9 protein-coding genes are annotated in these 13,332 nt (G+C 70.4%); 6 read left to right on the forward strand and 3 right to left on the reverse strand.

The window, feature by feature from the left end; translation table 11 throughout:
• Positions 1–2 precede the first annotated feature (2 nt).
• Positions 3–2,303 carry a DEAD/DEAH box helicase gene (locus C3E78_RS01545; protein WP_108576654.1) on the reverse strand — a complete coding sequence of 767 codons (2,301 nt, stop codon included), beginning with the start codon at positions 2,301–2,303 and terminating at the stop codon, positions 3–5.
• Positions 2,304–2,426: 123 nt separating this feature from the next.
• On the opposite strand from C3E78_RS01545, the gene C3E78_RS01550 reads away from it, so the two are divergent.
• The 4 genes from C3E78_RS01550 to C3E78_RS01565 all read left to right on the forward strand — a co-directional run bounded on the left by C3E78_RS01550 (position 2,427) and on the right by C3E78_RS01565 (position 7,702).
• Entirely contained in the window at positions 2,427–2,768 is a 342-nt protein-coding gene (locus C3E78_RS01550; RefSeq protein ID WP_108576655.1) for an STAS domain-containing protein, read from the forward strand.
• A gap of 97 nt (positions 2,769–2,865) precedes the next feature.
• Entirely contained in the window at positions 2,866–5,235 is a 2,370-nt protein-coding gene (locus C3E78_RS01555; RefSeq protein WP_108576656.1) for a sodium-translocating pyrophosphatase, read from the forward strand.
• A gap of 72 nt (positions 5,236–5,307) precedes the next feature.
• Positions 5,308–6,774 carry a DUF7059 domain-containing protein gene (locus tag C3E78_RS01560; RefSeq protein WP_328591578.1) on the forward strand — a complete coding sequence of 489 codons (1,467 nt, stop codon included), beginning with the start codon at positions 5,308–5,310 and terminating at the stop codon, positions 6,772–6,774.
• A 55-nt stretch (positions 6,775–6,829) separates the two neighbouring features.
• Positions 6,830–7,702, forward strand: a complete 873-nt coding sequence (locus tag C3E78_RS01565) for a maleylpyruvate isomerase N-terminal domain-containing protein (protein WP_108576657.1) — start codon at positions 6,830–6,832, stop codon at positions 7,700–7,702.
• A 90-nt stretch (positions 7,703–7,792) separates the two neighbouring features.
• Here C3E78_RS01565 and C3E78_RS01570 read toward each other — a convergent pair whose 3' ends face one another.
• Entirely contained in the window at positions 7,793–8,287 is a 495-nt protein-coding gene (locus C3E78_RS01570) for a GNAT family N-acetyltransferase (RefSeq protein WP_108576658.1), read from the reverse strand.
• On the reverse strand, positions 8,284–9,489 hold the full coding sequence (locus C3E78_RS01575; protein WP_135804891.1) for an MFS transporter: 1,206 nt from the start codon (positions 9,487–9,489) through the stop codon (positions 8,284–8,286). The genes C3E78_RS01570 and C3E78_RS01575 overlap by 4 nt, the downstream gene beginning before the upstream one ends.
• Before the next feature lie 89 nt (positions 9,490–9,578).
• On the opposite strand from C3E78_RS01575, the gene topA reads away from it, so the two are divergent.
• Both topA and C3E78_RS01585 read left to right on the forward strand, forming a co-directional pair.
• The gene (gene topA / locus C3E78_RS01580; protein WP_108576660.1) at positions 9,579–12,329 is read left to right on the forward strand and encodes a type I DNA topoisomerase; all 2,751 of its coding nucleotides are present in this window, start codon (positions 9,579–9,581) and stop codon (positions 12,327–12,329) included.
• Between the two features lie 78 nt (positions 12,330–12,407).
• Complete coding sequence (locus C3E78_RS01585; RefSeq protein WP_108576661.1) at positions 12,408–13,313, forward strand: methyltransferase domain-containing protein; 906 nt, start codon at positions 12,408–12,410, stop codon at positions 13,311–13,313.
• Positions 13,314–13,332: the final 19 nt, after the last annotated feature.

The raw sequence follows: 13,332 nt of genomic DNA on the forward strand, positions 1-13,332 counted from the left end.
GCTCAGCCGGTGGGGGCGTCGACCAGGAACGCGTCCAGCAGGCGTACGGCGCCGGCTTTGTCGAGCGGCTCGTTGCCGTTGCCGCACTTGGGCGACTGGACGCACGAGGGGCAGCCGTCCTGGCACTCGCAGGCGACGATCGCGTCGCGGGTGACCCGGAGCCATTGCGCGGCTATCTCGTACCCCCGCTCGGCGAATCCTGCGCCGCCCGGATAGCCGTCGTAGACGAAGACGGTCAGGGTCCCGGTGTCCGGGTGCAGCGCCGTCGAGACACCCCCGATGTCCCACCGGTCGCAGGTGGCCAGGAGCGGCAGCAGCCCGATCGCGGCGTGCTCGGCGGCGTGGGCCGACCCGGGCACGTCGTCGTTCTCCATCGTGGCGGCCACGACCTCGGCCGACAGGGTCCACCAGACGGCCTTGGTCTGGAGCGTACGAGCCGGCAGCTCGAGCAGCTCCTCGCCGAGGACGCCGCCGCCGGAGGTGCTGCGCTTGAGGTAGGACACGACCTGGTTGACCACCTCGACCGAGCCGAACGACATCGTCGCGGCCCCCCAGTGCTCGGTCCGCTCGGTCTCCGTCACGGCGATCTCGGTGACCGACCGGGCCATCGTCGAGTAGTCGGGGTCGTCGCGGTGGACGATCGCGACACCGTGCTCCAGGTCGTACTCGTCGACGAGGTGCACGTCGCCCTGGTGGACGTAGACGGCTCCCTCGTGCACCGTCGAGTCCGCGGAGCCGCCGTCGACCGTGCCGATGAGCCGGCCGGTCGAGGCGTCCACGATCTGCACGGGCGACCCTCCGCTGGACCGGATGTCGGCGAGGTTGCTGGCCCGCTCGCGCTTGGTCCAGAACCATCCGGCCGCCCGCTTGCGCAGCCAGCCCGCGGCCTCCAGGGCGGTGACGCCCTCGGCGGCCCGCGGTCCGAACAGGTCGAAGTCGTTCTCCGTCAGCGGGATCTCCTGCGCGGCCGCGGCGAGGTGCGGCCCGAGGACGTACGGGTTGTCGGGGTCGAAGACGGACGCCTCGACGGCCGTGCCGAGCAGCGCCTCGGGGTGGTGCACGAGGAACGTGTCCAGCGGGTCGTCGCGGGCCACGAGGATGCCGATCGAGGCGTGGCCCGACCGGCCGGCGCGCCCGAACTGCTGCTGCAGCGCGGCACGGGTGCCGGGGAACCCGACCGTGATGACCGCGTCGAGTCCCGCGATGTCGATCCCGAGCTCGAGCGCGTTGGTGCTCGCCAGGCCCAGCAGGTCGCCGCTGCGGAGCCGGTGTTCCAGCTCCCGGCGCTCCTCGGGGAGGTACCCGCCGCGGTAGGTCGCGACCCGCCGGACGAGCTCCGGGTCGACCTCGCCGAGGCGTCGCTGGGCGGTCGCGGCGACGGTCTCCGCACCCCGACGGGAACGCACGAACGCGAGGGTGCGCACCTGCCCGATGACCAGGTCGGTCAGCAGCTCGCCCGCCTCGGTGGTGGCCGACCGGCGCACCGCGCCGGGGTTGGCGGGGTCGACACCGGGGATGATGGGCGGCTCCCACAGCGCGATCGTGCGGGCCGCGTGCGGGGACGAGTCCTCGGTGACCGGCACGACGTCCAGCCCGGTCAGCCGGGAGGCGAAGACCTCCGGCTCGGCGACCGTCGCCGACGACAGCACGAACGTGGGGTCGGCGCCGTAGTACGCGCAGATCCGGCGCAGTCGCCGCAGCACGTGGGCCACGTGGGCGCCGAAGACGCCGCGGTAGTGGTGGCACTCGTCCACCACGACGTGGGTCAGCCCGCCGAGCACCCGGGTCCAGCGCGCGTGACCCGGCAGGATCGAGTGGTGGAGCGTGTCGGGATTGGTCAGCAGGTAGTTCGCGTGGTCGCGGGCCCAGGCCCGTTCCTCGCGGGAGTTGTCGCCGTCGACGGTCGCCGGACGGGCGAACGCCGAGGCACCGGCGAGGCGACGGAGCTGGTCGGCGGCCAGGGCCTTGGTCGGTGCGAGGTACAGCACCGTCGGCATCCGGTTGCCCCGCAGTGCGCTGCCGGTGCGCCCGGCGGCGAGCCCGGTCAGCGCGGGCGCCTGGAACGCCAGCGACTTGCCGGAGGCCGTGCCCGTCGAGATGACGGTGTGACGGCCCTCGTGGACGTGGTGCAGCGCCTCGGCCTGGTGGCCCCACAACGACGTGATGCCCTCCGCGGCGTACATCTCCCGCACCGCTGGGTCGACCCACTCGGGCCACGGCTCGATGACGGCCTCGCGGGCCGGCACGTGCTCGACGTGGGTCACGCGTTCGCCGTAGCGCAGCACGAGGTCGGCAGGATCCACCCGCAGAGTCTCCCAGAGCGGCCATGAGCGGCACGTCCCGACCGCGTACGCAGCCGGGCGGGAGCGGTGACTTCGTGATTTGATTAGCCGAGACGAGCGCACAACAGAACAGGGAGATCGTCGATGGAGCTGGCACTGACGTCCCGCACGGACGGGGACTTCGAGATCATCGAGGTCGGTGGCGAGATCGACGTCTACACGGCTCCGCGTCTGCGCGAGGCGATCGTCACGGCGGTCGAGGCCGGGCACACCAAGCTCATCATCGACGTCCAGCGCGTCGACTTCCTCGACTCGACCGGTCTCGGCGTCCTGGTCGGGGCCCTGAAGCGCGTCCGTGCCGACGGCGGATCCCTCGACATCGTGTGCACGCAGGAGCGGATCCTCAAGATCTTCCAGATCACCGGCCTGGACAAGGTCTTCGGTCTACATGCGTCGATCGAGGACGCCCGCGCCACTCCGGCGTGACCGACATCACACTTCTTCCCGAAGACGGCATGTAACGTGCGTCACGCGGACTGTCCCTCAGCCCGCGGCACGCTCTTGCGACCTCGGGAGGAATTTCATGGCGAACGCGACGTTGGTTGCGGCTGCCGGTGACCTCGACCTGTCCAACGACAACGCCGTCTGGGTGTACGGCGTTGCGGCAGTCGGGCTCATCGCACTGATCATGGCTGCGGTATTTCGTGCCGAGGTGCTGAAGGCATCAGAAGGCACCAGCCGGATGCAGGAGATAGGACTCGCGGTCCAGGAAGGCGCCTCGGCGTACCTGGGCCGCATGTTCAGGACCCTCGCCGTGTTCGCGGTCCTGGCGTTCGGGCTGCTGTTCCTGCTGCCGGGCGATGCGGAGATCCGCATCGGCCGGTCGATCTACTTCCTCCTGGGGGCCGGGTTCTCCGCGGCCATCGGGTACATCGGCATGTGGCTGGCGACCCGGGCCAACATCCGCGTCGCGGCCGCGGCCCAGGGTGACGGGCGCGAGGCCGCGATGCGGATCGCGTTCCGCACCGGTGCGACGGTCGGCATGCTGACCGTCGGTCTCGGACTCGTCGGCGCCGCGTCCGTCGTCCTGATCTACGAGGGCGACGCACCTCGGGTGCTCGAGGGCTTCGGCTTCGGTGCGGCTCTGCTCGCGATGTTCATGCGCGTGGGCGGCGGCATCTTCACCAAGGCCGCCGACGTCGGCGCCGACCTCGTGGGCAAGGTCGAGCAGAACATCCCCGAGGACGATCCCCGCAACGCCGCCACGATCGCGGACAACGTGGGTGACAACGTCGGCGACTGCGCCGGCATGGCGGCGGACCTCTTCGAGTCGTACGCCGTGACGCTCGTCGCGGCGCTGATCCTCGGCTCGGTCGCGTACGGCCAGGAGGGCCTCGTCATCCCGCTGGTGATCCCCGCGATCGGCGCGATCACCGCCCTGCTGGGCGTCTACATCACCCGTCCCCGGGTCGGCGAGGGCGGACTGGCCACCATCAACCGGTCCTTCTACCTCTCGGCCCTGATCTCGGCCGTCGCCTCGTCGGCGTTCCTGTGGTTCTTCCTGCCGTCCTCGTTCGAGGGCCTGACGGGCGGAGGTGGCGAGACGGTCATCGAGTCGGTCTTCGGCCAGCTCACCCAGAACCTCGACTCGGCAAGCGGCAGCGATCCTCGCCTGATCGCGATCGCCGCGGTGCTGATCGGCATCGTCCTGGCTGCGGTGATCCTGGCCCTCACCGGCTACTTCACCGGCACCGAGACGCGCCCGGTCAAGGACGTCGCCCTGACGTCGCGCACGGGCGCCGCCACGGTCATCCTGTCCGGGCTCTCGGTCGGCTTCGAGTCGGCCGTCTACACCGCCCTGGTCATCGGCGCCGCGGTCTTCGGCGCGTTCCTGCTGGGCAGCGGATCCGTCATCGTCTCGCTGTTCGCGGTCGCCCTGGCCGGTTGTGGTCTGCTGACCACGGTCGGCGTCATCGTCGCGATGGACACCTTCGGCCCCGTCAGCGACAACGCCCAGGGCATCGCGGAGATGTCGGGCGACGTCGACGAGGAGGGCGCGCAGATCCTGACCGAGCTGGACGCGGTCGGCAACACGACCAAGGCCATCACCAAGGGCATCGCGATCGCCACCGCGGTGCTGGCGGCGACCGCCCTGTTCGGCGCCTACACCGACGCCATCAAGGACGCCGTCGAGGACGTCGGTGACGGGTTCGACGGCAGCATCAAGGTGGGCGACCTGCTGGCCACGCTGGGAGTGTTCAACGTGGCCGACCCGAGCATCCTGGTGGGCCTGCTCATCGGTGCTGCGGTCGTGTTCCTGTTCGCCGGCCTGGCCATCAACGCAGTGGGCCGGGCCGCCGGTGCCGTCGTCTTCGAGGTCCGCCGCCAGTTCCGGGACATCCCCGGGATCATGGAGGGCACGGGGCGTCCGGAGTACGGCAAGGTCGTCGACATCTGCACCCGCGACTCCCTGCGGGAGCTGGCCACGCCCGGGATCCTGGCGATCTTCGCACCGATCGCGGTCGGCTTCGGCCTCGGCGTCGGCGCGCTGGGCGCGTACCTCGCCGGTGCCATCGCGACCGGCACGCTCATGGCGGTGTTCCTGGCGAACTCCGGCGGCGCGTGGGACAACGCCAAGAAGCTCGTCGAGGACGGCAACCACGGCGGCAAGGGGTCGTCAGCCCATGAGGCGACCGTCATCGGCGACACCGTGGGTGACCCGTTCAAGGACACCGCCGGACCGGCGATCAACCCGCTGCTCAAGGTGATGAACCTGGTGGCGCTGCTGATCGTGCCGCTGGTGATCCGCTACTCGTACGGTGACGACGCCAGCGACGCGCTGCGCTACACGGTGGCCGGCGTCTCGACGCTGATCATCGTCGCCGCGGTGTACGTGTCGAAGCGTCGCCCGGTCGCCATCGACCCGGAGATCGCCGAGAAGATCGCCGCCTGATCGAAACGGCCACGAGCGGCGTCGATCCTGTCAGGGGTTCGGCGCCGTTCGTGCGTCTGGAAGGCTGGGGGAGTGATCGACGACCAGTACGTGCCCATGCTCCGCGCCGCCCTGACCCGCGCCGACTTCACGGTCAACGCCGTCTACGCGCTCCTGGGCAATGACGCCCACCGCGCCCTCGGCCGCAACCAGACGACTCCCGCCGTACGGGCGACGCGTGGCGGCGGCGACCTCGCGACTCTCGTGCGGCTGTTCGCCCTGCAGGTGCCGGTCGAGCGGGCCCACGCCGACGCGGCGCTGCCCGGTCTGGTCGACGCACTCGCGGCCGCCGGGATGCTCGAGGTGTCGGCGGGGGAGGTCCGCGCGCTGGTGGACGTCCGTCCGTACGGCGACGAGGACCACGACTGGTGGATCGTGTGCGACCCGACCTCGGGACTCGACGGTCGCCAGGCGCCCATGGACCCGTCCTACGTCCTGGGCATCAGCGAGGCGTCGTCGTCGCTCGCGCAGCTCACGATCCGGCGCCCGGTCGGCCGTTCGTTGGACCTCGGCACCGGGTGCGGCGTGCAGGCGCTGCACCTCGCTCAGCACGCGAGCGACGTCGTCGCGACCGACGTCAACCCGCGGGCGCTCGCCATGGCGAGGCTGACCGCGGCCCTCAACCGGGCCGACATCGACGTCCGTGACGGGAGCCTGTTCGATCCGGTCGCCGGCGAGACGTTCGACCTGATCGCCACGAACCCGCCGTTCGTCATCTCGCCCCCGGGCAGCCAGGTGCTGGTCTACCGCGACTCCGGCATGCCCGGCGACAGCGTCGTGCGGCACCTCGTCGAGAACGCCGCGGGGCATCTCAACGACGGCGGGTGGTGCCAGATCCTCGCCAACTGGGCCCACCACCGCGGCGTCGACTGGGAGGACGACCTCGGGCAGTGGCTCGAGGGCCAGCCGCTGGACGCCTGGATCCTGCAGCGCGAGCTCGTCGACCCCGCCGCGTACGTCGAGATGTGGCTCGCCGACGCGGGCCTCGTCGGCACGCCCGACTACGTCCAGCGCTACGACGCGTGGCTTGACTGGTTCGACGCCGAGGGCATCGAGGCCGTGGGCTTCGGCTGGCTCAGTCTGCGCAAGACCGACAGGACGCCCGTGCACCGCATCGAGGAGTGGACCGGTGAGATCGCCCAGCCGGTCGGTCCCTCGATCGCCGCATGGGGCGACCGGGTCGACGCGCTGCGGGGGATCGGCGACGTCGAGCTGCTCGATCGCACCTTCCGGCAGGCCATCGACCTCGTCGAGGAGACGCGCGGAGCAGCGGGAGCGGACGACCCGGAGAGCATCGTGATCCGGCTGCAGCACGGTGTGCGCCGTTCGCGTCAGGTCGACACGGTCGAGGCGGGTCTCGTCGGCGCGAGCGACGGTGACCTCACCTCGGGACAGATCCTGGACGCCCTGGCGTCCTTGCTCGGCCGGGACGCCGGCGAGCTCCGCAGCACGTACGCCCCGGTCGTGCGCGAGCTCGTCGAGGAAGGCTTCCTCGTCTGACCGGGGCGGGCCGGCAGCGGATGCGCCGCGACGCCCCGCACGGGATGCTCGAGGGATGACCATCACGCACAGGGGACTGCTCGACGACGCCGACTACGACCTCGCCGAGGTCGTGCTCGAGAGCTGGGACGCCTTCATCGCGCTGGTGGACCACACCGACCTCTCGGCGAGGACTCGGCTCGACGGCTGGACCGTGCGGGAGGTCGTGCTTCACCTGGGCACGTGGGACGGTCAGTCGGCACTGACGCAGGTGCTGGCCAGCCTGCGCTCGGGCGACACCCGGACCCCGCTCGACCCCGACTCCTTCAACGCCGAGGTCCTCAAGCTGCACGCGGACGCGACCGACGACGAGGTCCGGGCGGCCCTCGCGGAGTCCCGTTCGGCGGTCGCGGAGCTCCTCGCGTCCGACGAGGCCCGTGACCGCGCGGGGGACCCCGTCTCGAGCGTGCTCGGCCCGATGCCGTTACTGACCGTGATGCACGCGGGGTGCTACGAGCTGGCGCTGCACGCGCTCGACATCGAGGACGCGACGGACGAGCGGTGCCCGGACGTCCTGCTGCGGCACGGCATCGCCGCGCTCGCGGACTCGACCGGCTGCCTCGCGGCGCGCGAGGGCATCGAGGCAGCGGCCGGGGTCAACGCCGACGAGGCCTCGTGGTCGTTCGCCACCCGGTCCGACGGCTCCTGGTCGACGCGACGGATCGAGGGCGCCGCCCACGGGCCGCGCGTCTCGGGCAGCGCCAGGAACCTGCTCGAGGCCTCGGCCGGCCGCGTCGATCCCGTGCGGCTCGTGACGCTGCGGCAGCTCAAGATCAAGCACGTCAGCGGGTTGCTGGCCCTCACCCCGATCATCGACCAGGTCCCGGGGCTCCCCGGCGGACGTGGGCTCAAGGTCGCGGCCCGGACGATCGGCGGCCTCTTCCGCTGAACGAGCCTCCGTGCGTGACTCGTCAGCCTCCGTGCGTGACTCGTGAGCGTCCGTGCGCGACTCGTCGGCGTCCGTGCGCGACTCGTCGGGTCAGGGGGAGAGGGGGAGCTGCATGACGGTGAGGTCGAGCCAGCGGCCGAACTTCGTGCCGACCTCGTCCATCTGCCCGACGACGCGGAACCCGCGTCGCTCGTGCAGGCCGATCGAGATCGTGTTGGACGACTCGATCATGGCCATCATGCGGTGCAGCCCGGCCGAGCGCGCCCGGACGATCAGCTCGTCGAGCAGCGTCGATGCCAGGCCGTGGCCGTGGTGGGCCGCGAGCACGTAGACGGAGTTCTCGACCGTGAGGCGGTAGCCGCTCTTCGGCCGCCACGGACCGTACGAGGCGTAGCCGGCCACGACCCCGCCGCGCTCAGTGACGAGCACGGGGAACCCGCCGCGCTGCCGCTCGAGGAACCAGGCACGCCGCTCGTCGAGATCGACCTCGTGCTCGTCCCAGATCGCGGTCGTCGTGCGCACCGCCTCGTTGTGGATCGCGAGAAGCGCCGGGAGGTCGGCCTCCACCGCGTCGCGGATCGTCATCGCCTGCCGCCGTCGATGGTCGCCTGCTCGGGGGTGGGTCGCCACCGAGGGATGAGCTGGCCGCCCCAGGCGCCGAGCGCGATGACCGTGGCGATCGAGCCACCGACGACGAAGCCGCCCCAGGCCCCGACGCCGTCGATCGCCGCGCCGATGAGCGGCGAGCTCGCCGCGCCGCCGAGGGTGAACGCGGTGCCCTGCCAGCCCATCGCCTCGCCGCGGCGCTCCTCGGGGACGAGCTTGGCGATCCACTCGCCGGCTGCGGTCATCGTCGGCGCGCAGAGGAACCCCGTCGGGATGACCCACAAGGACAGCGACCAGACCTCGGTGCCCAGCCCCACCGGGATGGTCGTCAGCCCGAGCGCCAACAAGAGATAGGTGGGGCGCAACGATCGGTCGAGCGCCCCGTAGAGCAGTCCGCCGATCAGCGACGACAGTCCCCACAGCCCGTACGCGATCCAGACCGAGCCCACCGCGTCCAGCTCGCGCAGCTCGGCCACGATGCCGAGGTCCGTGCCGATCAGCGTGGCCATGGTGCCGGCGGAGATGACGAAGAGGAAGACGAGCGGCACCGACACCCACGATCCCGGGTCGACGTGCTCGGCCGGGCGCTCGGTCCGCGCCGCGGACCGCGTCGGCGGGTTGAGCCAGAGGAAGAGGAAGCCCGCGATGGCCTCGCAGACCCCGATCGCGATGAGCGCCGGACCGCCACCGGCGCTCGTGACGATCAGGGCCCCGACGGCGGGTCCGATGATGAAGCTGGCCTCGGCCATCACTCCGTCGGCCGCGAACGCCGTCCGTCGCTGGTCCTCGCCGACCATGACGGTCAGGGCGAGGCGCACGATCGAGAAGATCGGGATCAGGAACAGCCCCATGAGCAGGGCGATGGGGATCAGCCAGGCGTACGAGACGACCGTGGCCAAGGGGTAGAGGACGAGCACCGCCACGATCGACGGGCCGATCGCGCGCCGCATGCCGAGGCGGTCGATGAGCCGGCCGCGCCACGGGGCGCCGATCGCGATGCCGATCGTGCTGGCCGCCGCCAGGACGCCGGCCTCGGCGTAGCTGCGGTCGAGCCCGTCGACGACGTAGAGAGTGAGGACCAACGGCGAGGCCATCGCCGGGATGCGCGCGAAGAACGCGGCGACGAACATCGTCCGGACCGACTTGTCCGCCCACAGTCGGGCGTACCCTGAAAAAGCCACGGACCATCTTCTCACCGGCCCGTGACGGGTTCGATCACGCCTGGATCGCCCCCTGCGGTGCGCGGACGGTTGACACCACGCGTTAGCGTATGCCCCGTCCGACCACTCAGGAGTTCCCCGTGACCACGCTCGTCATCGTCGAGTCCCCCAACAAGGTCCGCAGCATCGCGGGCTACCTCGGGGACGGCTATGTCGTGGACGCCTCCGTGGGCCACATCCGCGACCTCCCGCGCGGCGCCGACGAGGTGCCGCCCGCATTCAAGGGCGAGGCCTGGGCCCGCCTCGGGGTCAACATCGACTCCGAGTTCGAGCCGATCTACGTCGTCTCTGCTGACAAGAAGTCGCAGATGACCAAGCTGAAGAAGCTGCTCAAGGACGCCGACGAGCTCGTCCTGGCAACGGATGAGGACCGCGAGGGCGAGGCCATCGCGTGGCACCTCTACGACGAGCTGAAGCCGAAGGTGCCGGTCAAGCGCATCGTCTTCAACGAGATCACGAAGGACGCGATCCAGTACGCGATCGCCCACCCCCGCGACATCGACATGGACCTGGTCGACGCCCAGGAGGCCCGCCGCATCCTCGACCGCCTCTACGGCTACGAGGTCAGCCCCGTCCTGTGGAAGAAGGTCATGAGCGGCCTGTCCGCCGGCCGCGTGCAATCGGTCGCGACGCGCCTGGTGGTCGAGCGCGAGCGTGAGCGGATGGCGTTCCACGTCGCGTCGTACTGGGACCTCGAGGCGACGTTCGACGCCGGCGAGGGCTTCGACCCGCAGCAGTTCCCGGCCAAGCTGTTCAGCCTCGACGGCAAGCGCATCGCGTCGGGCGGAAACTTCGACAACCAGGGCACGCTGACGTCCGACAAGGTCGCCCACCTCGACGAGGCGCAGGCCGGCGCCCTCGCCGACGCCCTCGCCGACCAGGCCTTCACGGTCCGTTCGGTCGAGGAGAAGCCCTACACGCGCCGGCCCTACGCCCCGTTCCGCACCACGACCCTGCAGCAGGAGGCGTCCCGCAAGTTCGGCTTCGGTGCCGCCCGCACGATGCAGGTGGCCCAACGCCTGTACGAGAACGGGCACATCACCTACATGCGCACGGACTCCACGACGCTGTCGCAGACCGCGCTCGACGGTGCCCGCGCCCAGGTGCTCGAGCTGTACGGCAAGGAGTACCTGCCGGAGAAGCCGCGCGTCTACGCCAGCAAGGTCAAGAACGCCCAGGAGGCGCACGAGGCGATCCGTCCCGCCGGTGAGGCCTTCAAGACGCCGAAGCAGACCGGCCTGAGCGGTGACGAGCTGCGGCTCTACGAGCTCATCTGGAAGCGCACGATCGCCTCGCAGATGAATGACGCCAAGGGCAACTCCGTCGCGATCCGCATCGGCGCGACCGCCACGACCGGCGAGGACGTGGTCTTCAGCTCGTCCGGCCGCACGATCACGTTCTACGGGTTCCTCAAGGCGTACGTCGAGTCCAACGACGACGCGGACGCCGAGGGCGACGACCAGCAGACCAAGCTGCCGAACCTGTCGCAGGGCCAGACCGTCACCGCCGCGGAGCTCGGCAAGGCCGGCCACGAGACCAAGCCGCCGTCGCGCTTCACCGAGGCCTCGCTCATCAGCGAGCTCGAGACCCGCGAGATCGGGCGGCCCTCGACGTACGCGTCGATCGTCGGCACGATCCAGAACCGTGGCTACGTCTACAAGAAGGGCACCGCGCTCGTCCCGGCGTGGATCGCCTTCTCCGTCATCCGGCTGCTGGAGCAGCACTTCCCGCGCCTGATCGACTACAACTTCACCGCCGAGCTCGAGGACGTCCTCGACGAGGTCGCGAACGGCCGGGAGGACCGCCTCAACGTCCTCACCGGGTTCTGGACCGGCTCCGGCGAGGGCAACACGGGCCTCAAGCGCCTGATCGAGAACCTTCCCGACATCGACGCGCGTGGCCTGGCCACGTTCCCGATCGGCGAGGACATCGACCTGCGCGTCGGACGCTACGGCCCGTACGTGGAGGGTCCGCCGTTCACGGAGGACGACGAGGGCAAGAAGGTCCCGACCCGGGCGAACGTCCCCGACGACCTGCCCCCGGACGAGCTGACGCTCGAGAAGGCCAAGGAGCTCCTCGCCTCGCCCACGGGTGTGGAGAAGGAGCTCGGCAACCACCCCGAGACCGGTTTGATGATCACGGCCAAGAACGGTCGCTACGGGCCGTACGTCACCGAGGCGCTGCCCCCGGACGCCAAGAAGGCCGACAAGCCGCGCACCGCGAGCCTGTTCAAGAGCATGGACCTCGACACCGTCACGCTCGAGCAGGCCGTGCAGCTGCTCACGCTGCCGCGCGTGGTCTACGTCGACGAGGACGGCACCGAGGTCACGGCGCAGAACGGCCGCTACGGTCCCTACCTCAAGAAGGGCACCGACTCCCGGTCGCTGGAGCGCGAGGAGCAGCTCCTGACGATCACCGAGGAGGAGGCGCGGGCGATCTACGCGCAGCCCAAGACGTACGGACGTCGGGCCGCCGCCGCTCCGCTCAAGGAGCTCGGCAACGACCCCGTCAGCGGCGCCCCCGTGGTGGCCAAGGACGGCCGTTTCGGCATGTACGTCACCGACGGTGAGTACAACGCGACGCTGCGCAAGGACGACGCACTGGAGACGTTGACCCCCGAGCGGGCCTTCGAGCTCCTGGCCGAGCGTCGCGCCAAGGGTCCGGCCAAGAAGGGCGGCAAGAAGACCGCCAAGAAGGCGACCAAGAAGACCGCTGCGAAGAAGACGCCCGCCAAGAAGGCCGCCACCAAGAAGGCGACCGCGAAGAAGGCGACCAAGAAGGCTCCGGCCGAGCAGGCCTGAGTCCCGCGGCGGGTGCGGCGACATGTCGCCGGGCGTCGGCTCCACGGTTTGGGCCGAATCGGGCACTAGCGTCCGAACATGACCACAAGACGCCTGGACCGCCACCTCCAGCACCCGGTGGCTGCCGCCCGCGGCGCACTGCGTCGCGCCCGACGACTGGTGAAGAGCCTCGGTGGCACCCAGTGCCTGGTGTGCGGCTCACGCCGCACCCACGTCACGACCGTCCCACGCAAGCGACGGACGTACGAGATCCGGGTCTGCGAACGGTGCGGCTACCTGTCGAACTTCGACAACACGGTCGACTACACCGCGTTCGACTCGGTCGACAACTTCAAGCTCACGCCGCGCGTCGGCACCGTGGACCACCGGGGCCGCGAGTACTTCATGGCCGAGATGGGTGTCGACATCGTGCGCCGCGACGGTCTGCAGGTCATGGTCTTCGGCGCGGGTCGGAGCCTGGACTACCAGCACATCGGCAAGCTGCCGCAGGTCGAGCGGGTCGTCATGAGTGACGTCGTCGAGCTCACCAGCGAGACCGACTTCATCAACATCCTCGACGGCACCGACGAGCGTTTCGACCTGATCGTCGCGTGCGAGGTCGTGGAGCACTTCGCCGATCCGGTCACCGAGTTCCAGCGGCTGTTCGACCTGCTGACCCCCGAGGGCCTGCTGGTCTGCTCGACCAACATCTACGACGGCGGCAACTTCGCCAAGCACACCTATCTCTACCTGCGTGGTCACCTGTCGTACTACAGCGAGGCGGCGATCGCCCACCTCGCTCGCAAGGGCGGCGTGCACCACGACCTGCGCACGCCGGAGATCGCCCTGGGCAAGGTCGGCCCGCGCAAGCGCTACCTCCTGTTCACCCGGTCCGAGGCCAACGTCCGCAACACCGAGGCGTACTTCGCCGACCGCCAGTACGCGCCGTCGGAGGACCAGACTGCGTTCGAGGACCAGGGGCCCACCTTCGGCACCGTTGGTTGAGGTTCGGGCCGTCAGGCCC

The sequence above is a fragment of the Aeromicrobium chenweiae genome, from assembly GCF_003065605.1.
Lineage (GTDB): Bacteria > Actinomycetota > Actinomycetes > Propionibacteriales > Nocardioidaceae > Aeromicrobium > Aeromicrobium chenweiae.

What these genes read in the sequence shown, in the direction of transcription:
- C3E78_RS01550 (WP_108576655.1), top strand. Translation starts at nt 2,427, where the DNA reads ATGGAGCTGGCACTGACGTCCCGCACGGACGGGGACTTCGAGATCATC.
- C3E78_RS01555 (WP_108576656.1), top strand. Translation starts at nt 2,866, where the DNA reads ATGGCGAACGCGACGTTGGTTGCGGCTGCCGGTGACCTCGACCTGTCC.
- C3E78_RS01565 (WP_108576657.1), top strand. Translation starts at nt 6,830, where the DNA reads ATGACCATCACGCACAGGGGACTGCTCGACGACGCCGACTACGACCTC.
- C3E78_RS01570 (WP_108576658.1), bottom strand. Translation starts at nt 8,287, where the DNA reads ATGACGATCCGCGACGCGGTGGAGGCCGACCTCCCGGCGCTTCTCGCG.
- topA (WP_108576660.1), top strand. Translation starts at nt 9,579, where the DNA reads ATGCCCCGTCCGACCACTCAGGAGTTCCCCGTGACCACGCTCGTCATC.
- C3E78_RS01585 (WP_108576661.1), top strand. Translation starts at nt 12,408, where the DNA reads ATGACCACAAGACGCCTGGACCGCCACCTCCAGCACCCGGTGGCTGCC.